The 24,722-nt window shown below is 72.2% G+C and carries 18 protein-coding genes; 12 read left to right on the forward strand and 6 right to left on the reverse strand.

The window, feature by feature from the left end:
- Positions 1-74: 74 nt before the first annotated feature.
- Entirely contained in the window at positions 75-779 is a 705-nt protein-coding gene (locus tag ACFY5B_RS04420; RefSeq protein ID WP_389964333.1) for a hypothetical protein, read from the reverse strand.
- Between the two features lie 397 nt (positions 780-1,176).
- Here ACFY5B_RS04420 and ACFY5B_RS04425 point away from each other — a divergent pair, with 397 nt between their 5' ends.
- Genes ACFY5B_RS04425 through ACFY5B_RS04460 form a run of 8 tightly spaced genes read left to right on the forward strand, consistent with a single transcriptional unit; the run spans position 1,177 to position 10,578 of the window.
- Positions 1,177-2,256, forward strand: coding sequence for a DUF3344 domain-containing protein (locus tag ACFY5B_RS04425; protein ID WP_389964336.1), 1,080 nt, complete (start codon positions 1,177-1,179; stop codon positions 2,254-2,256).
- Positions 2,257-2,306: 50 nt separating this feature from the next.
- Complete coding sequence (locus ACFY5B_RS04430; protein ID WP_389964339.1) at positions 2,307-3,557, forward strand: glycosyltransferase family 4 protein; 1,251 nt, start codon at positions 2,307-2,309, stop codon at positions 3,555-3,557.
- Positions 3,554-4,981 (forward strand): exopolysaccharide biosynthesis polyprenyl glycosylphosphotransferase, encoded by a 1,428-nt coding sequence (locus ACFY5B_RS04435; RefSeq protein WP_389964342.1) that lies wholly within the window; start codon positions 3,554-3,556, stop codon positions 4,979-4,981. Before ACFY5B_RS04430 ends, ACFY5B_RS04435 begins: the two co-directional genes overlap by 4 nt.
- A gap of 5 nt (positions 4,982-4,986) precedes the next feature.
- Positions 4,987-6,327, forward strand: a complete 1,341-nt coding sequence (locus tag ACFY5B_RS04440; protein ID WP_389964345.1) for an O-antigen ligase family protein — start codon at positions 4,987-4,989, stop codon at positions 6,325-6,327.
- The gene (locus tag ACFY5B_RS04445; RefSeq protein WP_389964348.1) at positions 6,324-8,024 is read left to right on the forward strand and encodes a lipid II flippase MurJ; all 1,701 of its coding nucleotides are present in this window, start codon (positions 6,324-6,326) and stop codon (positions 8,022-8,024) included. Before ACFY5B_RS04440 ends, ACFY5B_RS04445 begins: the two co-directional genes overlap by 4 nt.
- On the forward strand, positions 8,008-8,772 hold the full coding sequence (locus ACFY5B_RS04450) for a polysaccharide deacetylase family protein (RefSeq protein WP_389964351.1): 765 nt from the start codon (positions 8,008-8,010) through the stop codon (positions 8,770-8,772). The genes ACFY5B_RS04445 and ACFY5B_RS04450 overlap by 17 nt, the downstream gene beginning before the upstream one ends.
- A gap of 1 nt (position 8,773) precedes the next feature.
- Entirely contained in the window at positions 8,774-9,925 is a 1,152-nt protein-coding gene (locus ACFY5B_RS04455) for a glycosyltransferase (RefSeq protein WP_389964354.1), read from the forward strand.
- Positions 9,922-10,578 (forward strand): lipopolysaccharide biosynthesis protein, encoded by a 657-nt coding sequence (locus ACFY5B_RS04460; protein WP_389964357.1) that lies wholly within the window; start codon positions 9,922-9,924, stop codon positions 10,576-10,578. The genes ACFY5B_RS04455 and ACFY5B_RS04460 overlap by 4 nt, the downstream gene beginning before the upstream one ends.
- A gap of 58 nt (positions 10,579-10,636) precedes the next feature.
- Here the strand turns inward: ACFY5B_RS04460 and ACFY5B_RS04465 are convergent, their stop codons facing one another.
- Positions 10,637-12,007, reverse strand: coding sequence for a glycoside hydrolase family 26 protein (locus tag ACFY5B_RS04465; protein WP_389964359.1), 1,371 nt, complete (start codon positions 12,005-12,007; stop codon positions 10,637-10,639).
- A gap of 167 nt (positions 12,008-12,174) precedes the next feature.
- Here ACFY5B_RS04465 and ACFY5B_RS04470 point away from each other — a divergent pair, with 167 nt between their 5' ends.
- Entirely contained in the window at positions 12,175-13,425 is a 1,251-nt protein-coding gene (locus ACFY5B_RS04470; protein ID WP_389964362.1) for an ATP-grasp domain-containing protein, read from the forward strand.
- Positions 13,425-14,693, forward strand: a complete 1,269-nt coding sequence (locus tag ACFY5B_RS04475; RefSeq protein WP_389964365.1) for an NAD(P)-binding domain-containing protein — start codon at positions 13,425-13,427, stop codon at positions 14,691-14,693. The genes ACFY5B_RS04470 and ACFY5B_RS04475 overlap by 1 nt, the downstream gene beginning before the upstream one ends.
- A gap of 222 nt (positions 14,694-14,915) precedes the next feature.
- Here ACFY5B_RS04475 and ACFY5B_RS04480 read toward each other — a convergent pair whose 3' ends face one another.
- From ACFY5B_RS04480 to ACFY5B_RS04495, 4 genes are all read right to left on the reverse strand, one after another.
- A complete protein-coding gene (locus ACFY5B_RS04480) occupies positions 14,916-15,641 on the reverse strand; it encodes a chaplin (protein ID WP_389964368.1) in 726 nt (241 codons plus the stop codon).
- A 397-nt stretch (positions 15,642-16,038) separates the two neighbouring features.
- Positions 16,039-17,559 (reverse strand): von Willebrand factor type A domain-containing protein, encoded by a 1,521-nt coding sequence (locus ACFY5B_RS04485; protein ID WP_389964370.1) that lies wholly within the window; start codon positions 17,557-17,559, stop codon positions 16,039-16,041.
- Positions 17,560-17,767: 208 nt separating this feature from the next.
- On the reverse strand, positions 17,768-18,634 hold the full coding sequence (locus ACFY5B_RS04490) for an ABC transporter permease (protein ID WP_389964373.1): 867 nt from the start codon (positions 18,632-18,634) through the stop codon (positions 17,768-17,770).
- The gene (locus ACFY5B_RS04495) at positions 18,631-21,288 is read right to left on the reverse strand and encodes a CocE/NonD family hydrolase (protein ID WP_389964376.1); all 2,658 of its coding nucleotides are present in this window, start codon (positions 21,286-21,288) and stop codon (positions 18,631-18,633) included. Before ACFY5B_RS04495 ends, ACFY5B_RS04490 begins: the two co-directional genes overlap by 4 nt.
- Positions 21,289-22,557: 1,269 nt before the next feature.
- Between ACFY5B_RS04495 and lxmK the strand changes: the two genes are divergently transcribed.
- Both lxmK and ACFY5B_RS04505 read left to right on the forward strand, forming a co-directional pair.
- Positions 22,558-23,616 (forward strand): class V lanthionine synthetase subunit LxmK, encoded by a 1,059-nt coding sequence (gene lxmK, locus ACFY5B_RS04500; protein ID WP_389964379.1) that lies wholly within the window; start codon positions 22,558-22,560, stop codon positions 23,614-23,616.
- Positions 23,613-24,677, forward strand: coding sequence for a T3SS effector HopA1 family protein (locus ACFY5B_RS04505; RefSeq protein ID WP_389964382.1), 1,065 nt, complete (start codon positions 23,613-23,615; stop codon positions 24,675-24,677). Before lxmK ends, ACFY5B_RS04505 begins: the two co-directional genes overlap by 4 nt.
- Positions 24,678-24,722 lie beyond the last annotated feature (45 nt).

Consider the following 24,722-nt stretch of genomic DNA (forward strand, 5'->3'; position numbering starts at 1 on the left):
AAAAAAATAAACACCCCCCACACACCCGGGGGGGGGCCCGGGCGGCGGCCCCCCCCCCCCACGACCGGGCGGGGTCAGGATGTCGGTGGCAGCACCGGCTCCAGCAGCGGCAGACCGGGGAGCGTGACGGCCGTCTCCTCGGGTTCCGCCGGCGACGGGGCGGACGACTCGCCGGCCACATCGTCGGACGGTGTCGACACGGCGGGTTCCTCCTGGAGCGACGGGTTGCCCCCGAGCAGCGCGGCGAGGAGGTCGTCGACCCCGCCCAGCAGGTCGTCGACCGCGGGAAGGACGCCGCCGACACCAGAGGTGATCGTCTTCAGGAGGCCGTCGACCGCTCCGACCACGAGGTCCAGCAGGTCGGTCACGGGGTCCGCGGCGCGCGGCACCGACACGCCCGGCATCGCGGCGGGCAGGGCGGGAGCCGGCAGTCGCACCATCGTCGACACGAGCGAGGTCGGCACACCGTGGGCGGCCGACTCGGCCAGGGCGGCCTTCGCGGCGGTTGCCAGCCGCGCGGCCTCGGCCGGGGGCAGTTTCCCGTCGCTGTCCCGGAGCACGGCGTTCAGCAGGTCGGCGACGGGGGTGAGCTCACCCCAGTTCAGTTTCCCGACCTGCGCGAGGCGCGCGTCCGCGCCGGGAAGCCGGGCCTCGGGCGCCGCACGGTGGCCGTGCCCCCGGGACGATTCGGCCGCCATGGCGACGGGGCCGGTGATCCCGACCAGAAGGGCGGCGCAGAGCGCGCCGGACACGATGCGCCGTGCGGACAGAGCGCACATGGGGATTCCTTTCGACGGCGTTGGATCTTGAGCCCACCGTGAAAGCGCCCACGACTTCCTGCAACCGCTCATACGCTTTTCGGGATTTCACAATTCCCCCGTTTGCTGCGTCCGGCCTGATCGGACGGTTTGTCAGGGCGCACCCTTTCGAACCCTGATGGAGCAAGGCCGCGGCCCGCGCCGAGCGGCAGCCGTCCCCGGGGGCGACTCGGCGGCCGGAACCGGTAAAGACGTGCGGTTTCACGATTCCGACACACTTGTCAGATTTCATCGAATTTCATCGACTATGTCCGGTTGGTGACTAGAGTTGCGAACCGCCCGACGCACTCTCAGCGCGGACACATCGCATTCGTGGCGCTCTGCCACGGCCCCCCGTTCGAAAGGGCAACGACCGGTCATGCGTCATTCCTTGGGCCCGCTGTTCCGCCGCGCGACCGTGGGCGTCCTCGCCCTTGCCGCCATGTGGGCGGCCGGCGGTTCACCCTCCGCCGCACCGGCCGCCGCGCCCGCGCCGGAAGCCGAGCGTCTCAGCTTCACCGAGCGGTACCGCGCGCTCCAGCACGGCGGCATCGTACGCGCCGCCAACGCATCGATCACCTGCCGCACGGCCCAGGGTTCTTCGTGTTCCGAGGCCCAGGCAGGCGGCCCCGGTGTGAACGGCGACTTCGACATGTTCTACGTCGACGTCGACCGCGACGCCAACACGTACAACTCCTCCCGCGGGGAGGTGCGTCTGCCCAGCGGCTCCCGGGTGACGTACGCGCGCCTCTACTGGGGTGGAAATCTGCGCGTGGGGGAACAGAAGCCGCCGCAGGACAACGGGCGCGTGCTGATCGCCGAACCCGGCGGCGAGTACAAGGAGTTGCTCGCGGACACGACGGTCGGACACCGCGTCATGGACGGCATGGACGCCTTCCAGGCCTCGGCCGACGTGACACGGCTGGTGCGGGAGGGCGGAGCGGGCCTGTACACCGTGGCGCAGATCAACATCGCCATGGGCAGGTCCACGGCCGGGGCCTGGGGCGGCTGGACGCTCGTGGTGGCCTACGAGAACCCGGCGGAGCCGCTGCGGCACCTCACGGTCTGGGACGGCTTCACCCCCCTGGGTGCCGTGGAGCTCGGCCTGGGCGGCCTCGATTTCCCCGCGGGCGCGTGGGGCCGTGCGGGCCTGGTGACGTACAACGGCGACCGCGGCACCGGCGGAGACTCGTTCACCGTGACGGCCGGCCAGTCCGCGTCCGCCCTCAGCAACTCCGCGAACCCCCGCGACGACGTCCTCAACTCCACCATCAGCGAGCCCGGGGCGGACGCGTCGCGTGTGCCCGCCCACGCCAACACCCTCGGTTACGACTCCGACGTGTTCGACCTCGGAAGCGCCCTGCAGAACGGCGGGGACCAAGCCACCTTCCGGATCCAGTCTCAGCAGGACGCGGCGTGGGCCGGCGTGCTCTTCGCCGCCGTCGACGCACGGCGGTGAGTACGTCGCCGCCCGCCCCGAACGCCTTCGCGAGCGAGGAATCCGCGCACATGCACCTGTCATCCGCCGCACCTCATCCCAGAGTCCTGCACCTCACCCAGCCGGTGGACGGCGGTGTCGCACGCGTCGTCACGGACCTGGTCCAGGCGCAGCTGTCGGACGGCCTGGACGTCACCGTGGCCTGCCCCGACAGCGCGCTCACCACGAAACTGCGGACGCTCGGCGCGCGCGTACGGCACTGGCACGCCACACGGTCTCCCGGTACGTCGCTCTTCCGGGAGGTACGGCACCTGGCCCGGGTCATCGACGAGGTGCGTCCGGATCTGATCCACGCGCACAGCGCGAAGGCCGGACTCGCCGGACGCCTCGCGGTACGCGGGCGGATCCCGACGGTCTTCCAGCCGCACGCCTGGTCGTTCGAGGCGGTCGGCGGGGGCACCGCGACCCTGGCGCTCATGTGGGAGCGCTGGGGAGCGCGATGGGCCTCACGCGTGGTGTGTGTGAGCGAGGCGGAACGCGCGACCGGCATGGGCGCCAGGATCACCGGCCGCTGGACCGTCGTCCCCAACGGCATCGACCCGGAGCGCTTCCGCCCGGCCGCCGCGGGCGCCGTACGGGCCGGACTCGCCCCGCTCGCCGGCCTCCACCCCACGGCACCGCTCGCCGTGTGCGTGGGGCGGCTGTGCCGCCAGAAGGGGCAGGACGTCCTGCTGCAGGCGTGGGAGACCGTCGAACAGCAGGTGCCCGACGCGCGCCTCGTCCTGGTCGGCGACGGGCCGGACCACGACCGGCTTCGCGAGAGCGCCCCGCGATCCGTGGTGTTCGCGGGCGCCGTAGCCGACGCCTCCCCCTGGTACCAGGCCGCCGATGTCGTCGTGCTGCCGTCCCGCTGGGAGGGCATGGCCCTGGCGCCGCTGGAGGCGATGGCCTGCGGGCGGCCGGTCGTGGTCACGGACGTCGACGGCGCCCGCGAGAGTCTGCCGTCCTCCACCTCCGCCCGGTGCCTGGTTCCGCCGGAGGACCCGGCGGCCCTGGCCGAAGCCGTCACCGCGCTGCTGGCAGACCCCCTGCTGCGCGAAACCCTCGGCGACCAGGGCCGCCGGCACGTGCTGTCCGCCCACGACGTGCGGCACACCGCCGAGGCCGTCTCGGACGTCTATCGCGACCTGCTCGGCCCATGGACCGCCACCACCCCCAGCGCTGAGCACGGTCAGCCGCTCGACACCGGACGTCGCGCCGAGACGAACCGGCCGGCACAGCGCGTCGAGCCCACCGAGTACAGGGAGTCCATCCACTCGTGACCGCCGAACGTACCGTGCCCTCCCCCGGCGTACCGCCGCGGGACCACGGGTCCTCACCAGTCTCGGTCATGCCCCCGCGCGGCACGACCACCGGTTTCCGGTCGTCCGCCCCGCGGCCCCCGGCCCGGCCGGCCTCACCCGTTCCGCTGCTCCTGGCCGACGGCTTCGCCGCCCTCGCGGGCACGCTCGTGCTGACCGGGGCCCAGCGCCACCCCCTCCTCGTCACCCTGCTGATCATCGCCTCGTCGCTGCTGCGCCGCCGCGACGGGCGGCCGACGGTGCCCGGGTTGCTGGACGAACTGCCCGCCCTGTGCGGCCGCATCGTGGTGGCGTGGCTGGCTCTCGCGGCGCTCCTCGCGGCGTACCGGCCGGAGCACGCGTTGTCCCTGCGTACCGTGCTGACGGGCCTCGCCCTGCACACGGCGGTCGGCTGCGCGCTGCGCGGAGCCGTGCACGCGCGGCGTCGCGCCGCGCTGCTGCGCCACCCGCACACGGCTCTCGTCCTCGGCCCGGTCACGACCGCGCAGCGGGTGGCCGCCGCCGTACTTCGCCACCCGCGCTGCGGGGTCCGGCCGGTGGGGATCGTCGCGGAGCAGCCGGAGGGCACCGAGACGCTGCCGGTGCTGACGACCGCCGAGGAGGTCGAGCGCGCGGTCATCCAGAACGGGGTGCGGGCGGTGCTGGCCGTGCACCCCTCCGTACGCGCCGAACAGGAGCCGCTGCTGCGGGCGCTGGCCGAGTCGGGCTGCGTGGTCTGGGAAGTCGACGCCGAGACCCCGTCGTACGCGACGCGGGAACGGCTGGCCGGGTTCTCCTGCCGACGGCTGGACATGTCCCCGGCCCGGCGTGACAGTGCGGCAAAACGGACGCTCGACATCCTTGTGTCGGGGGCGCTGTTGTTGCTGGTCAGCCCGCTGCTGCTGACCTTCGCCGCGGTGCTGCGGATCAGCGACGGGCCGGGTGTGGTGTTCCGGCAGGAGCGCATCGGCAGGGGCGGCGAGCCGTTCACACTGCTGAAGTTCCGTACCCACCGCCCGGTCGACGAGCACGAGTCGGCGACCCGGTGGAGCGTGGCGAACGAGAACGAGATGCGCTGGTTCTGCCGGATGCTGCGGCGCACCTCGCTCGACGAACTGCTCCAGCTGTGGAACGTGCTCCGGGGCGACATGAGCCTGGTCGGACCCCGACCCGAACGCCCCTACTTCGTCGCTCAGTTCGGCCAGACCTATCCCGGTTACTCGGTCCGCCACCGCATGCGGACCGGCATCACCGGCCTGGCCCAGATCCACGGCCTGCGCGGCGACACCTCGATCGAGGACCGCTGCCGTTTCGACAACGCCTACATCGACGACTGGTCCCTGTGGCAGGACGTCTGCATTCTGCTGCGCACCGCCGCCACGGTGGTACGTCCCACGGGGAGCTGAGACAGGTGAGCCTCGCACTGACACCGCTTCCCCTGCGCGACGCCGCGCTGACACCGGCCCTGCTCGTGGTGGCCGTGCCGGCCTTGCTGGCGCTGCCACTGACGTCGGACGGAGCGGGGCCCGCCGACGTGTTCTCCGGGCTGGTGGTGGTCTACTGCGTGATCCGTCTCGTGTTCGAACGGCGGCGCCCGCTCTCGCCCGCCGCCGCGGTGATTCTGGGCCTGCCGGTCGTGGGGCTGGCGCTCTCCACCATGGGGGCGTTCTCGCCGCAGGCCGGGCTCACCGGTCTCGGACGCTATCTGCAGACCTTCGTTCTCGTTCCGGCGGCCGTCCTGCTGCTGCTGCGCGACCGGACCGGCTTCCGGATGGTGGCCTGGGCCTGTGTGGGGCTCGGTCTGTGCCAGGGAGCCCTCGGCGTCCACCAGTTCGTCACCCGGACCGGTGCTTCCTACCAGGGCGCGAACATCCGGGCGGTGGGCACCTTCGGGGCGCACGACGTGATGGGCATGGCGACGGCGGTCTCCCTCGGCCTGGTGTGCGCGGTCGGTCTCGCGCTGGGCCGGGTGTCCGTACGGCAGCGGGCGGCCGCCGCCGCGTGCGCTTCGGTGCTGCTGCTGCCGCTCGCGCTCTCCTTCAGCCGGGGAGCATGGATCGCGACGTTCCTGACGTGTGCCGTGCAGCTGGTCCTGACCGGATGGCGGCGCGCTCTCAAGGTGGCCGCGGCGGCGGTCGCCGCCGGTGTGATCCTGGTGGGCGGGTTCGGGGTGGGCTCGGTTCTTCTGCAGCAGCGCATCGGCAGCATCGCCCAGGTCGCCGACGCCCCCGACCAGTCCGTCGTGGACCGGTACACCCTGTGGGCGTCCGCCACGGAGATCTGGCGGCAGCACCCGCTGACAGGGGTCGGGCTGAAGGGTTTCCCCGAGTACCGGGACGGACACGCCACGCTCGCGCTGTCGTCGGGCAGCGAGACCGAAGGCGCGGGAGCGGCGTACCAGCGGCAGCCGCTGCTGTCTCCGCACAACATGTACCTGCTGGTGCTGAGCGAGCAGGGCCTCATCGGGCTGCTCGCGCTCGCCGGAAGCTGGCTGGCGCTGCTGGTGTGCGGAGTGCGGCGGCTCGTGCGCGTCCGCGACCGCGGCCCGGGAGCCGACTGCGGGCTCGTCGCCTGCGGGCTGCTGATCTGGCTGCTGACCGACTTCATGTACGGCGACATCGGCGGACCCTCGACCGTGCTGATCGCCGTGGCGATGGGGCTCGGGGCCTGGTGGGCGCTGACCGGCGACGCGCGCGCGGAGGCGCCCCGCTGCACGGTGCCTGAGCGCGCCGAGGAGGCCCTGGCGCGATGACGGTGGTGCCTTCGCATTCCCCCGGCTCCGAAACGGACGACGCGGTGACCGTGCCCCCGGCGCGGGCCGCCACCAAGACCGGCGACGGTACCGACCAGGCCTCGGCGCCGTCGTCGGTCTCCGGGAGCTTCCTGGCCAGGGCCGCGCTCGTCACGGCATCGCTGTCCATCGCCGGTTCACTGCTCGGCCTGGTGCGCGACCAGTCACTGGCGCGGCTGTTCGGCGCCGGGAGCGACACCGACGCCTTCCTGGTGGCGTGGACGGTTCCGGAGTTCGCCGCCACGCTGCTCATCGAGGACGGGCTGGCGATCGCGCTGATCCCGGCGTTCAGCATGGCGCTGGCCCGCCGTGCCCGGGGCGCGCCGGGCGACCCGGTCCGCGCCCTGGTCGGCGCCACCCTGCCCCGGCTCTGCCTCGCCCTCGCCGCGGTGGCCGCCCTGATCGCCGGCACGGCTCCCTATCTGGTCAAGGCTCTTGCCCCCGGTCTGCCCGACCCCGGGCTCGCCGCCGACTGCACCCGGATCACAGCTGTCTGCGTGCTGGCCTTCGGGCTGGCCGGGTACTGCAGTGCCGCCCTGCGGGCACACCGCTGTTTCCTCGCGCCCGCGGCGATCTACGTCGTCTACAACACCGGCATCATCGCCGCGATGTTCCTGCTCGGCGAGGGCTGGGGCGTGCGCTCCGCCGCGGTCGGGGTCGCGGCGGGCGGTTGTCTGATGGTGGCGGTGCAACTGCCGTCGCTGTGGCGGCGGCTGGCGTCGCCCACGCCGCACCTCGCCAAGGCCGGGGCGGTGGCCGAGGAGCGGCCGATGCAACTCGCCCTGGTCGCCGCGGTGCTCCTCTTCGCCCTGTGCCGCCAGTCGCAGGTCCTCGCGGAGCGCTTCCTCGCCTCCGGCCTGCCCGCCGGTGCCATCTCGCACCTGAACTACGCGCAGAAGGTCGCCCAGATCCCGATGACGCTGTCGCTGATGGTGTGCACCGTCACCTTCCCGGTGGTGGCGCGGGCTCTCGCGGACGGCGACACGGCGCGGGCCCGCAGCCGTGTGGAGCGGGATCTGGCGCTCGCCTCGTGGCTGGTGCTGCTGGGCATGTGCGCGGTGGTCGCCTGCGCCCCCCAGATGATCGAACTGCTCTTCCAGCGGGGAGCGTTCACCCCGGGCGACACCGACGCGACAGCGGACGTCATGCGCGTGTACGCCCTCGGGCTGCTGGGCCAGACCCTGGTGGGCGCCCTCGTGCGGTCCTACTTCTCGGCGGGCCGGGCCACCTGGTACCCCCTCGGCGCGATGGCGGCGGGCATCGTCGTGACGTCCTGGCTCGGCGCCGGCGCCGTGCACTCCTGGGGAGTGGCGGGTATCGCCGCCGCCAACGCCCTCGGCATCACGGTCACGGCGACCCTGCTGCTCGCCGGGCTGCGTACGGGCCGGCCGGACAGCACGCACGGCGTCTCGGTCCGAGTCCGGCCGGTGCTGGCCGAGCTGGGCAGGCTGGTGGCCGCCGCGGCCGCCGCCACGGCCGCGGGGGCGTTCGCCGCGAGCCGGCTGCCGTCGCCGGCGGCGGGCCTCACGGCCGGCCTGCTGACCGTGACCTTCGTCTTCGTCCCGCTCAGCTGGGCCTTCGGGGCCCAGAGTTCCGCGTCCGCTCTGCGCTCCCTACGCGCCGTCACACGAAGGCTGACACATGGCCGTTTCCGTTGACTCCCTCGACACCGACAGACCCCGGGCCCCGCGCAAGGGCCCGGCCCCCTGGGTGGCGATGTACCACTCGGTGGGCGACTGCTCGGACGACCCGTACCGCATCACGGTCACGCCCGCACGGCTCGAGGAGCAGCTGGCCTGGCTGCGCCGGCGCGGGCTGCGGGGCGTGTCCGTGACCGAGCTGCTCGCGGCCCGTGCCCGGGGCGAGGGGCACGACCTGGTCGGGCTGACCTTCGACGACGGGTACGCCGACTTCGTCACCGACGCCCTGCCGCTGCTGCACCGCTGGGACTGCGGCGCGACCCTCTTCGTGCTGCCCGGACGGCTCGGCGGCGACAACGCCTGGGATCCGCTCGGCCCGCGCAAGCCGCTGCTGACCGGCGACGGCATCCGGCGGGCGGCCGCCGAAGGTGTGGAGATCGGCTCGCACGGGCTGACGCACGTCGACCTCACCAAGGCGGACGACCTGACGCTCAGGGCCGAGGTCGCCGAGAGCCGCGCACAGCTCGAGGAGCTGACCGGCACCCCGGTCGACGGCTTCTGCTACCCGTACGGCACGATCGACGCCCGCGCCGTTCAGGCCGTACGGGAGGCGGGGTACACCTACGCCTGCGCCATCGACCCGGGCCCGCTGACCGGTCCGCACGCCCTGCCGCGCGTGTACGTCGGCCAGGACGACACGGCGTGGCGCCTGCGTCTCAAGCACTGGCTGCACCGGCTGCGCCGGCGCCCGGTGGAGGGCCTGTGAGATGAGGGCTCTGCACATCATCACCGGCCTCGGGGTCGGCGGGGCCGAGCAGCAGTTGCGCCTGCTGCTGCGTCATCTGCCCGTCGAGTGCGATGTCGTGACGCTCACCAACCCCGGCGCGGTAGCCGAGGGCCTGGCGGCCGACGGCGTCCGTGTCGCGCATCTCGGCATGGGCGGCAACCGTGACCTGGCGGCGCTGCCGCGCCTGGTCCGGCTGATTCGCACCGGGGGCTACGACCTGGTGCACACCCACCTCTACCGGGCCTGCGTCTACGGCCGCTTCGCCGCACGCCTGGCCGGGGTCCGGGCGGTCGTCGCCACCGAACACTCCCTGGGCGACTCACAGATGGAGGGCCGCAGCCTGACCGCGGGGGTGCGGGGGCTGTACCTCGCCAGTGAGCGGCTCGGTTCGGCGACGGTCGCCGTCTCCCCGACGGTGGCCGAGCGCCTGAAGCGCTGGGGCGTGCCCGCGCCCCGCATCGAGGTCGTCCCGAACGGCATCGACCTCGACCGCTTCCGCTTCGACCCGGAGCGGCGCGCGCACGCCCGCCGGCATTTCGGCCTGCCGGAGGACGCCTGGGTCGTGGGCGGTGTCGGCCGGCTCACCGCGGGGAAGCGGTTCGACGTCCTCGTCCGCGCGCTCGCCCTGCTTCCGGACGAGTGCCGGCTGCTGCTGGTGGGCGGCGGCCCCGAGGAGCACGCCCTGCGTCGCACGGCCCACGAGGCCGGGGTTGCCGAGCGTGTCGTCTTCGCCGGCGAACGTCCCTACGTATGCGACGACTCCTCGGGTCCGGACCTGCCCTCACTCACCTCGGCGATGGACCTGCTCGCGTCCCCGTCCACGGAGGAGGCCTTCGGTCTGGCGGCCGTGGAGGCTCTGGCGTCCGGACTGCCGGTGCTCTACGCCTCCTGCCCGGCCATCGAGGACGTGCGGCCGTCCGCTGCCGCCGGGGCCCGGTGCGTGCGCGGTGGCCCCGAGGCGTACGCCCGCGCGATGGCCGAGGTCCGGGCGGCCGGCGCCCGGCCGCGCAGGGCCTCGGAGGTCGCCCGCCACTACAGCATCACCCACTGCGCGGCTCGTCTCTCGGACGTGTACGCGACAGCGGTCTCCAGTTCGCCGTCCCTCTCACCCCTGGGAGCCACCTCCTCATGACCGACACTCCGCCCCGTCAGCACCGCCTGTCCCCGGCTCGTCTCAGGGGCCTTCCCCTGTGGACCGTGCTGGCGGCCGGCACCCTCGTCGGGGGTCTGCTCGGCGGCTCCTACGGCTTGCTCACACCCTCCACGTACACGGCCACGAGCTACGTCATCGCCGTACCCACCGAGAAGTCCACGCCGGACGCCGCCCTCGGTTTCGCCCAGGCGTACGGCCGGGTCGCCACGCAGCTCGCGGTGCTCGGGGACGCTCAGGTGTACGCGGGCGTTCCGGTGCGCACCCTGCAGCACAGTGTGCGCACGGCGACGTCGCCGGACGCGCCGATGGTCGCCGTCTCGGCCACGTCCTCGCGGCCGGGCCTCGCCGTCGACATGGCCAACGCGGTCACCCGCTCGCTGACCCGCCACGCGCAGGACAGCAGTGACAGCACCCATGTGCGGCTCGTGCAGTTCTCCCGGGCGGTGGAGCCGCGCGAGCCGACGTCCGCGTCACCGGCGGTGACCGGTCTGGTGGGGGCGAGCGCCGGCGGTCTGCTGGGCGGCCTGGCCCTGCTCGCGCGGCCCAGGAAGGGCGGCCGGGACGGCGAGAGCGCCCCGGCCCCCTCGGTGCCCGGCCCGGCCGCCGCCGCCGATGTGCGCGGACAACGGTGACGACGGCGGGCCCGGACCGGCACGGCACCGGGGAGCGGTGTTTCACCGACCTGGCGGATCACCACCAGTCGAAGCGGAGGCAGAGCTTCCCGCCGAGCCACTCCTCCACCCAACTGCCCAGGTCCAGCGGGGTGCAGTCCGCCGGGGGCGGCGTCGTGCCGGGCGGGGTCGGCGTGGGCGTGGGCGTGGGCGTGAGGGGCGGTGCGGCCTGGTCGCTGCGGCCGAACAGGGCGGACCGGTAGAGGTGGGACGACTTCGGGTTGGCTCCGCACTGCCACACACCGTGCGGGCAGTAGTCGGTCAGCGTGTTGTAGAGCGGCTTGTACTCGTCCATCCAGGCGAGCATGCGCCGCATGTACTCGGGATTGTCACCGTTGCGGAAGAGCCCCCATTCCGGGTAGGAAATGGGTTTGCCGTGAGCCTTCGCGAAATCCACGTGGTGCTGCAGCCCGTAGGGCTCTTTCACCTGCTGGTCGAACGACATTCCGTTCGGCTGGTCATAGGAATCCATGCCGATGACGTCGACCGTGTCGTCTCCCGGATAGCATTTCGTCCAGGGAACGGCATCCTGGCCACGGCTCGGCGTGAAATCGAACCGAAACTGCTGGCCCGGCACGGAACGCATGGTGGCGACGATCCTGTTCCAGTACTTCTTCCAGGCCTCCGGGTCCGGCCCACAGCGATGGGTGTACGTGGTGCCATTCATTTCCCAGCCGAGCACGATGACCGTGTCCGGCACCTTCAGCTTCACCAACCGCTCGGCGAGGACACGGAAGTGGTGATCGAACTCCCCGGCCGCGCCGCGCCGCAGCAGCTGTCTGACCTCGCTGTCGGAGACACCCTCCTCGTTGCGCTCCTGCATGGGGACGTTGAGGACCAGCATCCGGTCGGCCTTCTCGTTGCGCCAGTGCGCCCACACGTCCAGGAAGTCGGCGGCACCCTCGATGTCGCGCCAGCGGTGTCCGGGCAGGTAGGTGTGGCCGACGCGGAGTTCCGTGCCGCCCAGCCAGTGGCTGAACAGCGGCATCCGCGCCACGCCGCGGGCGTCGGACTTGAGGAAGACGCCGAAGGCGGGAATCCCCTCACCGGCCGCCGCGGTGGTGGCCGGGGCGGGCGCCGGGGGCTGGTCGACGGCCGGAGGTGTGAGGGCCGAAAGCGTGGCGACGGGCGCCGGGGGCTGGTCGACGGCCGGAGGTGTGGGGGCCGAGGGTGTGGCGACGGGCGCCGGGGGCTGGTCGACGGCCGGAGGTGTGGGGGCCGAGGGTGTGGCGGCGGGCGCCACCGGGGTGGGCGCCGGGGCCCGGGGCTCGGCGGCCTGCGCCACCCCCACCTCCGACACGAGGCCGGACGCCAGGGCGGCCGACGCGGCGACCGCTGCCGCGCCCAAGGTCAGCCGGCGGGCCTTGGCCCGCCTGTGCTGTGGGGCCATGCCTGTTCCTTTCTTCGCTCTCGTCCGGAGTGCTGCCGCAATTGGTGTTATTGACGGGCAGTCATATAAGTGAGTCACAGAAAAGCCTGGAGCGCCAGTGCCGTTGCGGCTTTCGAGTGCCGGGCTCGCCCGTGCGGGTGAGCCGATCGAAGAGAAAGAGAGAATTCGTGTCGCTGCTCGACATCCGCGTCCCCGCTGTTGTGCTGCGGATCGACCGGAATCCTTTTCACCACGGAACACTGGGTGCCGTGCGCTCGCTCGGCAGGGCGGGAGTGGAGGTACACGTCGTCGCTGATACCGCGGGAAGTCCCGTCGGAGCGTCACGTTACGTACGTCAAATGCACCCCCCGCCGCCTCCGGGAGCGTCCACGGAGGACATCCTCGCCGTGCTGCGCCGCGTGGCCGACCGGATCGCGCGGCCCGCCGTCCTGGTCCCGATGGACGACGCGAGCGCGATCACCGTGGCGCGGGCGCGCGACGAACTCGCGTCCTGCTACCTCCTGCCGGACATGCCCGGCACCCTGGCCGAGCGCGTCGCCGACAAGGCGGAACTGGCCGCCGTGTGCGCGTCCGCCGAGGTCCCGCACCCGCTGACGCTGACCCCGGACGGTCCGGCCGAGGTCGACGAGGCCGTGCGGCGGCTCGGGCTGCCGGTGGTGGCGAAGTGGAGCCGTCCCTGGCTGCTGCCCACCGGCAGTGGGCTGCGCAGCACGGTCCTGGTGCGGTCCGCACAGCAGGCCCGGGACCTGTTCCTGCGTACCGGGGAAGCGGGCAGCCGGCTGCTGCTCCAGGCGTACCTGTCACCGGGTCCGGACCGGGACTGGTTCTTCCACGGCTACGCCGACCGCTCGGGCAGCGTGCGCGCGGGCGGGCCGGGCCGCAAGCAGCAGGCCTGGCCGCGGGGCGCGGGCCTGACCGCGGTGGGCTGCTGGACGCCCAACCCCCAGGTGCAGGCGCTGGCCGAGCGGCTCACCGGCGAGCTGGGCTACCGGGGCATCTTCGACCTCGACTTCCGCCGCTGCGGCGAGACGGGCCGTTACCACCTGCTCGACTTCAACCCACGCGCCGGAGCCCAGTTCCGGCTCTTCGCGGACAGCACGGGCCTGGACGTCGTACGGGCCCTGCATCTGGATCTGACGGGCCGTTCCCTGCCGGCCGGGGCCCCGATGGCCGGGCGGGCGTTCGTGGTGGAGAACTACGCGCCGATGGCGGCGCTGCGTGCGGCGCCGGGCGGGCGCGAACTGGCCTGGTACGCCGCGGACGACCGCTCCCCCGGACGGGTCATGTGGGCCCAGTGGTGCCGGCACGTGTCCCGCCGGCTGTACGAGCGGCTGGGCACGACGGCGGTGCCGACGCCCCGGCTGATCCCCCGGGCGGCCTCGCCCTCCCGGACCGACAACGAGAAAGCGAGCAGTTGATGGTGTACGACCTTCTGGTGGTGGGCGCAGGCCCGTACGGTCTGTCGATCGCGTCCCACGCCGCGGCCGCCGGGCTGAACCTGCGCGTGTTCGGCCGGCCCATGGCGTCCTGGCGGGACAACATGCCCCGCGGCATGTTCCTGAAGTCGGAACCGTGGGCGTCCAACCTCTCCGACCCGGCCGGGCAGTGGCGTCTGGACGTCTACTGCGAGCAGCACGGCCTGACGGCACGTCATGCGCAGCCGATCCCGGTCGAGGCGTTCGCGGAGTACGGCCTGTGGTTCGCGCGCAATGCCGTACCGGAGGTGGACGAGCGCACGGTGAGCCGTGTGGCGGCCGGGCCCGGCGGTTTCACGGCGGTCACCGAGGACGGGGAGGAGGTGCAGGCGCGAACGGTGGCCCTGGCGGTCGGCGTGATGCCGTTCGTCGAGGTACCGCAGGCACTGCGCGCACTGCATCCCGCCCTGGTGACGCACAGCAGCCACCACAGCGACCTCGACCGCTTCCGCGACAAGGACGTCACGGTGATCGGTGGCGGGCAGGCGGCCCTGGAAACGGCGGCACTGCTCGCCGAACAGGGCACGCGTGTCCGTGTGCTGGCGCGGGCGGAACAGCTGCGGTGGAACGACGTGCCGCCGCCCTGGGAGCGCCCCTGGTACCAGTCGGCCCGCTCCCCCCACAGCGGCCTCGGCCCCGGCTGGCGGAACTGGTTCTACGCGGAGCGCCCGAATCTCTTCCGGCGGCTGCCGGAGCCGACCCGGGCACGCATCGCGACCACGGCGCTGGGGCCGGCGGGCGCGTGGTGGGTGCGGGACCGGGTGGAGGGCGTGGTGGAGCTGCTGCCGGGCCATGAGGTCACCGCGGCCTGTGCGGTGCCGGGCGGGGTACGGCTGGACATGGCGAGCCGTACGGGTGCCCTGCGCAGTCTGGAGACCGAACACGTCATCGCCGCCACGGGGTTCCGGGCGCGTTGCGACCGGCTCGGACTGCTCTCCCCCGAGTTGCGCGGAACGCTGGCGGCACTGCCGGACGGCTCCCCGGAGGTCGGGCGCAGCTTCGAGTCCTCCTACCCCGGCCTGTTCCTCGCGGGGCTGGTGACGGCCTCGGGCTTCGGCCCGGCCATGCGCTTCGTGCAGGGCGCGTCCTTCACGGCGTCGACACTCGTCCGCGGGGTACGCCGCCGACTCGGGGCGACGCCGGTGGGCGGCATCGTCCCCGCGCCGGTGGACGGCAGCCGGAGCGAGTCGCCGTCGCCCGCGCACCGCTGACGGGGCACCCCGCACGGTGAGCCGTGGGCCGCTGACGGCGACAGCGTCGTCAGCGGCCCGCTCTTGTGCCGGAGCGCGGTCGGGCAACCCGGTGTGACGCGACGGCCGACACCCCCCGGACCTCGGTCGACGGGGGGTGCGGGTGATGCGGTCCGGGGCGGCCCCGGCGTGCGGGTGTGGGTGCCGGAGAACTGTCCGGCACCCGGCCACCCGGGGGAACGGCTAGCGGGACGAGGTGGTGCGGGCGCGGCGGTACATCATCACTCCGCCCGCGATCAGGACGGCACTGGCGGCCGATGCCGCCGCCAGGGCCTCGCTGCCGGTCTCGGCCAGCTGGGGCAGGGTGCTGGGCTCCTCCTGCTCCTCCTGCTCCTCCGCTTCTTCGGTGACGGACGAGTCCTCGGTGTCCGGAGTCGTGGAACGCGGCGTCTCGCTGTGCGGCGGGACGGAACCGTCCTTGGCCGGGGGCTTCGGCTTCTCCTCCGTCGACGGCTTGTCGTCGTCGCCGTAGCCGCCGCCGTAGGAGCCGTTCTCGCAGTCGTTCTCGAGCGCGTCGTTGAACAGCGCGCCCCCGTCGACGCTGTTGCCGCAGGCGTTCACGGGCACATCGAGCGGCACCTGCACGTTGTTCCCGGACCCCACGCCGGGAGAACCCTTGACGACCGCCGACGCGTCCGCGCCCGCCTCGTGGCCCGACGACTTGTGCGAGATGTTCCTGCAGGAGTTGCCGAACGCGGTGTTGAGCGCCGCGAGCACGTTGACGGTGTTGCCGCACACGTTGACCGGCACCTCGACCGGCACCTGCACGCTGTTCCCGGACAGCACACCAGGGGAATCCTTCGCCACTCCCGACGCATCGGAGTCGGCGAGGGCGGGGCTGCCGTACAGGGACAGAAGCCCCGTGGCGGCGGCCGCCGCGAACGCTCCCTTGCTCAGGGTCTGTCGCATTGCAGTTGTCCTCCTGCTTGAAGAATCGGGGCGGCCGGCCTCGGTGCGGGGATCCACATCCAGGGCCGACGGTGCGGCGGCATGAACAGGTCGCAGCGCTGAACAGGAATCAGGCGTGTGGAACGCCGTCTCGCGGCACAGGGGCTGCGGAGGCAGCGTTACTCGCCGTTGCCCTGCGCGACGGCCGGTCCGCCGGCGAGTGCCGGGACAGCGGCCGTCACCGGCACATCAATGGCGGAAGCGGCGGCCGCCGCAGCGATCATTGCCTCCTTGAGCACTGCGCGTTCCTTTCTCGTGGCGCCGCATGCTCTACTGCCTCATCAACCCGGTGCAGAAGAATTGGTTCCGCAGGTTCACCCGGTTGGCCCGCGTCCCGTCCCGTGACGCCGGGAGGTCTTCAGTCCCGCTGCCGGTCCGCCTGTTCGATGGCCCGGGCGAGTGCGCGCACTGCCCCGTCCTCAGTGGTGTCGGACAACACGCGAGCCCGGTCGGCGAGTTCGGCGAAACCGGCCGGAGCTCCCGGAAGGCGGTCGTAGCGGCCGTCCCGCGAGCGGAGGGCGTCGGCGAAGTAGGCCGCCACCGCGGTGACCTGGAAACGGCCGGGGGCGGCGCGCAAGGAGCCGTGGAGGGCGTCGGTCTCCAGGTCGCCGGCCTCCTCGTGCGGGTCGCGGGTCTCCGGGTCGAGCCAGCGCACGGTGGCGGTGGCGAGGTGGCCCTCGGCGCCGGGCCGGGTGCGCACGGCGTACAGGGCGGTGACGGTGTGGCCCGGGCCGACCTCGCCGCCGTCGACGCGGTCGTCACGGAAGTCCTCGTCGGCGACACGCCGGTCGTCGTAGCCGACCAGGTGGAACTCCTCGACCGTCTCCGGGTCGAAGGCGACCTGGGCCTTCGCGTCGCGGGCGGTGAGGTCGACGTTGCGCGGGAGCTGCTCGGAGAAGACCTTGCGAGCCTCCTCGGAGTCGGACACGTAGGCGGTGTGGCCGTCGCCCTTGTCGGCGAGGCGTTCCATCAGGGCGTCGCCGTAGTCGCTGCCGACGCCGACGCCGAAGAGGGTGATGCCGTGCTCGCGGCGTTCGCCGGCGATGCGCTCCAGGATGGCGTCCGCGTCGGTGTCGCCGGTGTTGGCGAGCGCGTCGGAGATGAGGACGACCCGGTTGGTGGCGCCCTCGCGCAGGCCCTCGGCGGCCGTCTCGTAGCCCGTCTCGACGCCGGCGCCGAGGTTCGTGGAGTCCTGGGTGTCCAGGTCGGAGACGGCGTCCTGGATCTCGTCGCGGTTGCCGTCGAGGCGGGTCATGGGCAGGACGGTCTCGGCCTCGTCGCTGAAGGTGACGAGCGCGACCGAGTCGTCGTCGCGCAGCCGGTCCGTCATCACCGAGAGGGACTCCTTGGCGAGGTCCAGGCGGCCCGGTTCGTCCATGGAGCCCGAGACGTCGATGACGAAGGTGAGGGCGGCGGGCGGGCGTTCGCCGGTGCGCTCGGTGGTGCGGGTGGCGAGGCCGACGCGGACCAGGGACCAGTCCTCGTCGTCGGTGCGGGCGCCGTCGACGGTGACCGAGAAGCCGTCGCCGTCGGGGCGGTCGTAGTCCTGGCGGAAGCTGTTGACGAACTCCTCGGGGCGGACGGTCGACGGGTCGGGCAGCCGGCCGTCGGCGAGGGCCCGGCGGGCGTAGTCGTAGGAGGCGGTGTCGACGTCGAGGGCGAAGGTGGAGAGGTGGTCGGGGTCTTCCCGGCGGTCGTCCCGCTCGCTCGTGCCGTCCTCGTCGCCGTGGGCGGGTGCGGGCTCGGCCGCTCCGTAGCCGGGGCGGTCGGCGGCCTTGCTGCTCCCGCCCGAGTCGGCGCTGCCGCTGCACGCGGTGAGCAGCAGGCCGCTCGCGGCCGTGAGGGCGAGCAGCGCTGTTCGTGTCCGGAACCGCTCCATCGTCCGTACCCCCTGCATCCGTTGGTGTCGGCTTCTTGCGACTGTGACGGTGCAGGGGGCCCTAACGTGCGGTACGGGGCGTTGCGGAAGCGTCTCGAAGCGGCCACGGGGGCGGGCTTTCGAGACCGGTGGGTGATCCTCCGTTGACCTGTCCGCTGGCCTGGCCGTTGGCCTGGCCGTTGACCTGTCCGCTGGCCTGTCCGTCGGCCTAGGAGACGACGTCCTTGCGGGCGAAACCGCGGAAGGCCAGGGCGAACAGTACGAGTGCGTAGGTCACGGAGATCGACGTGCCCTGGATCATGTCCGACCACTCCGGCTGGGGCCGGACGGCGTCGAGCCAGGCGTACTGCCAGTGCGCGGGCAGGAAGTGGCGCCAGTCGCCGAGGGCCGTCACCTCGTCGAGGACGCTGCCGATGATGGTGAGGAACACCGCGCCGCCGACCGCGCCCAGCGGGGCGTCCGTTCTGGTCGAGAGGTAGAACGCCAGTGCGGCGGTGACCAGTTGGGACACCATGATGTACGCGACCACGATGAGCAGGCGCTGGGCGGCCGTGCCGGTGGGCAGTATGCCGCCGGTGGGCAGTTCGAGCGGCCCCCAGCCGTAGGCCGCCGTGCCCACGGCGAGGGCGACGACCGGGAGCAGGACCATCGCGGCCAGACTCAGGGTGAGTCCGACGGCGAGCTTGGACCACAGCAGCCGGGCCCGGGGCACGGGGGCCGCGAGCAGATAGCGCAGGGACGACCAGCTCGCCTCGGAGGCGACGGTGTCGCCGCAGAACAGGGCGACGGGGATGACGAGCAGGAAGCCCGCGGCGGAGAAGAGGTTGACGGCGGCGAAGTTGGCCCCGGACGCGGTCGCCGTGTCCATGAGGTTGACGCGGTTGTTGTTGCCGCCCGGGTCACCGCCGACCTGGAAGGCGATCAGCAGGATGATCGGCAGGGCGACCAGGACGCCGCCCATGACCATGGTGCGGCGCCGCTTCAGCTGCCGGGCCAGCTCGACGCGGAAGGGCAGGGTGCGGCCCGCGCGGTAGCCGTCGGCGACCTCGACGGGCGGCTCGGCGAGCGTGCTCATGCTTCGGCTCCGATCAGGGTGAGGAAGGCGTCCTCCAGGCGGCGGTGGGGGCCGACCGACGCGACCGCCACGTCCAGCCGTACGAGGTCGGCGACCAGGCGCTGCGGGGTGCCGTCGGCGTCGAGCTGGATCAGGAGGCCCTCGTCGGTGCGCACGGCCGAGGCGACGCCGGGCAGGGCGGCGACCTTCTCCACGACGGGCTCGTCCACGGGCGTGGCCGTGCCGACGAGGAGGGTGTCGCCCGAGCCGACGATGTCCTCGACCGGGCCCGCCTGGACGAGCTGCCCGTGGTCCATCACCACGAGGTGGGTGCAGGTCTGTTCGACCTCCGCGAGGAGGTGGCTGGAGACGATGACCGTGCGGCCGGCGGCGGCGTAGCGGATCATCACCTCGCGCATCTCGCGGATCTGGGGCGGGTCGAGGCCGTTGGTCGGCTCGTCGAGGATGAGCAGGTCCGGCAGGCCGAGCATGGCCTGGGCGATGGCGAGGCGCTGGCGCATGCCCTGGGAGTAGGTGCGCACGGCGCGGGCGAGGGCGTCGCCCAGGCCCGCGATCTCCAGGGCCTCCTCCAGGTGCGCGTCCTCGGGCGGGCGGCCGGTGGCGCGCCAGTACAGCTCCAGGTTCTCGCGGCCGGACAGGTGGGGCAGGAAGCCGGCACCTTCGACGAAGGCGCCGACCCGGGAGAGGACCGGGGCGCCGGGGCCGATGGCGTGGCCGAAGACGCGGATCTCGCCGCCGTCGGGCTTGATCAGGCCCATCAGCATGCGCAGGGTGGTGGTCTTGCCCGCCCCGTTGGGGCCGAGCAGGCCGAGGACCTGGCCCTGCTCCACGCGGAAGGAGAGGTCCTTGACCGCGTACCGGTCGGTGGACTTCGCGTACCGCTTGGTGAGGTCCGTGATCTGGAGGGGGACTTCGGCGAGGGCCGGGTCCGGCGGTGCGGGTGCGGCGGTGCGGCGGCGGCCCGTGAGGATCAGCGCGAGCGCGATTCCCGCACCGGCGAGCGGCAGCCACCACACCCAGGCGGGCAGCCCGTCCTGGGAGTCGCGCTGCCCGAGGGCCGAGGGGACCTTCAGGTCGCCCTCGAGGGAGACGGTGTACGTCGCCGGGGCCGTCGGGGAGGCGTAACCGAGGTCGGTGGAGGCGAGGACCAGGCGGAGCCGGTGGCCGTCGTCGATCTCGTGGTCGATCGCCGGGAGCGTGATGGTGACGTCCCTGCCGGCCTTGGCGCCGTCGACCCTGAGGGGTGTGACGAGCTGGGAGGGCAGCACCTGCTGGGTGCCGCCGCCCGGGCCGACGTCGTAGAGCTTGGCGAAGAGCACGGCGTCGTCGCCGGTGGACTTCACGTGCACGGTCGCGGTGGGTGAGCCGGTGATCTGGAGGTCCTCGCGCATCGGCGCGGACTCGAACGCGGCGAACTGGCCGGGGAAGTCCAGGGAGACGCCGATGCCGAGCGTGGACAGCTGGCTGAGGCCGTCGGCGCCGCCGAGGCCGGGCAGGGCGGAGACGCCGGGCGGGCTGGCGCCGGGCGGATTGTCGAAGCTCTGCTCGCGGCCGGCCAGGGAGACGGAACGCTGCTTGCTCTCCAGACCGGGGTAGCGGTCCGACGTCACTCCGGTCAGGCGGGGTTCGCCGTCGCCGGAGCCCGTGCCGAGGGTGCGGGTGACGCGGAAGGCGGGGCCGGTGTCGGCGCTCTCGTCGTCCTTGAGGTAGCGGTCGAACCAGGATGTCACGCGGCCTTCGACCCGGCCGGTCTCCATGTCGCCGCCGTCGTGGCCGCCGGCGATCCAGTCGACGTCGACGGGAGCGCCGTTGGCCCGGATCGCCTTCGCGGCCTGGTCGGCCTGGCCGAGCGGGAAGAGGGAGTCGGTCTGGCCCTGCATCAGCAGCGTCGGCACCTTGATGTTCTTCCCGACGGCGGACGGCGAACGCTCCTGAAGCAGCTTGCGCGCCTCGGCATCCGGCTTGCCCGCCTCGGCGACCCGCTCGTACATCCGGCACAGCGCGGGCTCGAACTTCTCGCAGCCGCCACCGGAGTTGACGAAGATGCCGGCCCAGAGCTTCTTGAAGACGCCGTTCGGGAAGAGGGCGTCGGCGAGGTTCCAGTACGTGATCGCCGGGGCTATGGCGTCGACGCGGTCGTCACGGCCCGCGGCGAGCAGGGCGATCGCGCCGCCGTAGGAGGCGCCTGCCAGGCCGACGCGGGGGTCGCCCTTCTTGTCGAGTTCGACATCGGGCTGCTTCGCCAGCCAGTCGATGAGCTTCGAGACGTCGGCGACCTCGCCCTCGGGGTCGTTGAGGCCGATCTTCCCGTTGGACTTGCCGAAGCCTCGGGCCGACCAGGTCAGGACCGCGTAGCCGTCCCGGGCGAGGTCCTCGGCCTGCTGCCGTACGTCGTTCTTGCTGCCGCCGAAGCCATGCCCGAGCAGCACGGCGGGGCGGCGGCGGTCTGCTCCGGAGGTGAAGAACGAGGTGTCGATGCGGACGCCGTCGCCGGTGGCCAGGAACCGGTCTTCGCGGTGGACCGGGGGCGTCTCGTCGTTCGCGACGGCCGTCCACGTGCCCGCGCCCGCGAGGACGACGACGGCGGCCCCGGCGGCGAGGAGCCTCCGGGGCCTCCGCAGCAGCCCGTGGAGTCCGGGCAGTCGAAGATCCATGCGTCAACGGTACGGGGTGAAGCTGTCGAACAGTTGTCGACCGCAGGTCGAACCGGCACCCCTCCCAGGGGAGTACGGGGCTCCTCGGCATACCGCGTCCGCGGTACGCCACCAGGGACACTCCGCCGACTCGGATTCCTTTGTCCTTGGAGTCGGTGAGCAGAGCACCGACCCGACACCCTTTTTACATGCGAACAAATCCCGAGGGGAGAACAAAGCACAATTGGAATCTCAAATTCCGCGAAAATATTTGTGATGTGACGCCCATCACATGGGTAAAGCATTGATCAAGCCGAGTCGGCTCTTCGTATACTGTCGGGGCGGACGGTCACTGCCCGGATGGGTGACTCCACTGTGCAAATCACCCCTTCCACCTCCCGCCCGAAAGGCGCTGCTGAAGGGGCGTCCGCACTGTTCGCGGAACCGAACGGCTAGGGGGAAGCATGCTTCACGCCAAGACCCGCACAATGAATCCGAACCAGCTCAGTTTCTGATCAGTAGCTCCGCCTGACACGCGCCTCAGAGGATCTTCGCTCCACCGAATTCCTCTTTGTTGACGGCGTGATGGGCGTGCCGGCCTGGTCGAATGACCGCGGACATATGGTGCTGGCATCGACGCCGAGAGAAGAGCCGGCGTTTTTGACATGCGCGTCCGCGGGACAGCTGAGCGGACAGGCGAGCAGCGCAACTTTCACGCCATCAGGCGGAGCTCCGACGCCCCACCGTCGGACGAAAAATGAGGTTTGCCAGGTGACATTGAATAGTTCCTTGAGAGAGCCCCACCTCAGATTAGGGAACGATCACTTGAGAATATTGCAACTCGTCTCCCAGGGCTGCACCATGACGCAGGTCGCCAGACGCATGGACATGAGCGACCGCACACTCCGTCGTAAACTTCGGTCGATCTGCGACCGCGTCGACGTGGAAACCCCCATAGAAGCAGTGGTGTGGGCCGTGCGTCGAAGAATCATCTGAGCCGGGAGCGCACGGCCGGCAGGTCGATGCGGCGGCGGGTGACGGTTAGCGGAGGAAACCGTCACCCGCCGCCCCTCTTTCCACCTCGCCGCGCCCCGCTTCACCGCGCCCGGCTCCGTGACCTGTCACCGCCGGGCGGCCTCGCGAACCGCCACACCGGGGTCCCGCCGGCGGTGGCCGATGCCGGTCAATTCGTTGTCCGGCGTCGGCGCCCCGCGATAGAAAGCCCATGTGGCAGGAGAAAAGATTGCATATCCGCAGGGCCGGTCTTCCGCGTCGGCTGTCGACAGTCCCGTGGACTCATCGGTCGAACAGCTGCTGAACCGGCTCGGGCTGGGATCGTTGAACGCCTCGGAGATCTACTCCTATCCCGGCCGGAACGAGAACTGGTCAGGTATCACGGACACCGGAAACTCGGTATTCGCGAAAAGACTCAAAGGGAACCCCAAGGAATCCCTGAAGCGGTACCGGAGAATCCTGCTCTTCGAGCGCCTCGCGCGGGAGGGCGAACGCCCCTTCCCTCGCCCCGAGTTTCTCGGGGGCGACGAGGAGCAGCGGCTGCTGGTGTTCCGGATGCTCGACGGCATCAGGTCCGGCAGCGAGCTCGCCGCGGACCAGGAGTTCACCGAGTCCATGTCCGCCGAAGCCGGACGGACGCTGGCGGCGCTGCACGGGCTCCCGTACTCGGCCGGGGATTTCCCGGAAGCGGATCCCCATCCGTACCCACCGGTCGAGGACCTGCGGTCCCTGCCGCTGGAGAGTTACGTCAACGCCACCGGTGCCTTCGTCGAGGCGTGGGGGCTGCTACAGCGCGACGCCCCGCTGGTCGAGGAGCTGGAGCGGCTGCGCGCGACCGAGGCCGGGGCCGCACGCGTGCCCATCCACGGAGATGTGCGGCTGGATCAGTTCCTGATCACCGACACGGCGTTCTACGTCAACGACTGGGAGGAGTTCCGGCTCGGCGACCCGGCACGCGATGTCGGGTCGTACGTCGGCGAGTGGCTGCACCGTGCGGTGCTGCGCATTCCCGCGCAGGAGACGGACGACGCGTTCTCGGCCGTGCTCACCCACGAGGAGGTCGTGGCGCGGGGCACCGAGGAGCTGACCCGGGTGCTTCCTCTCATCTCCGCCTTCCACCGGGGCTACCGCGAGGGCGGCGGACCCGACGACGACGGGTTCGTGGTGCGTGCCACGTCCTACGCCGGATGGCACCTGATCGACCGTCTGATCGCCTCGACCAGGGAGAGCGGCCGGCTGTCGGCCATCGTCCGGGCGGCGGCGGGCATCGGCAGGACCGCACTACTGGATCCGCGGAGCTTCGTCTCCACGGTCGGACTCGGGGAGGCAGCATGAGCACGCGTGCCGGGCAGACCGTCGCGGCCGAGCGCCGGCCGGGGCAGGCCGACGCCGGGGAAGCAGCGGTGCCGGAGCTCGCGGCCGGGCTCCGCCGGGCGCTGGAGGACGTGACGATCACGCCGGACGGCAGGACCGCATGGGTGCGCGACGACGAGGTGACCGCCGAGTCCGCGTCGGCGATGCGCTTCCTGCTGGCCCGCACGTTGTACGAAGTGCTGCACACCGGTCGGGGTGTCAAGGACCGCGAGGCGCCCAGGACCCTGCGCGCGCCGGACTTCGAGGCGCGGCTGGCACAGGCGACTCCGCACCGCGAGACGGTCGCCGCGGGGATCCTCACCGGGCAGCGCACGGCTGCCGGCCGGCAGGTCGTGCAGATCGACGGCCTGCGCGTGAACGTACCTGACTCGGTCACGCTGCGGGACAGCGGGCGTACGGCGGGCGATCCCGCCCGCCCGGTGGTGCGGATGAACCTCCCGTCGGCCCGCCCCCTGGTCTCTCCCGGGTTCTTCCTCGTGGACAGCGGCGCAGGCCGTGCCACCGGCGGCGGGGCTCTGCTGCGGCTGTATCTGAGGGTGGCCGACCCCGACGCGGCGCCCGAGCTGTGGCATGCCGTGCTGAGCGCTCTGGAGGGCCGTTCCGCGACCTACCGGGCGAAGATCATCTCCAATCCGGCGAGTCTGCCGCGCAACGACGGCATGGTCGTCTATCTGAACTCGGGTTCCTGGGACGCCGTCGACACGGTGGTCGAAAGCGCCCTGGCCACGGCTCTGCCGGAGGGGCCCGCCCCCGCTTTCGCCCATGTGCTGGCGCCGGGTGTGACGGCCGCGTGGGAGCCGAAGGACGAGCGGACGGGCATGCGCGCCCTGAGCTTCGGCGAGCACCGGGCGCATGTGGTCGCGCGGGCCTTCGTGGACGCCGCGGAACGGCACCGTGAGCGTCCGACGGCCACCGAACTGGCCTCCGCGTGCATCGCGGCGAACGTGGACCCCGCCGACCCCGCCCGCAATCTCGACTCGGACGACTGGCCGTGGAAGACGGCTCTCCGGTCCACGATCTGAGCCGTCCGCCGTGCCTCCGACGGCCGGCCGGACGTCACCGCATAC

The organism is Streptomyces sp. NPDC013187, assembly GCF_042899705.1.
Taxonomy (GTDB): domain Bacteria; phylum Actinomycetota; class Actinomycetes; order Streptomycetales; family Streptomycetaceae; genus Streptomyces; species Streptomyces hawaiiensis_A.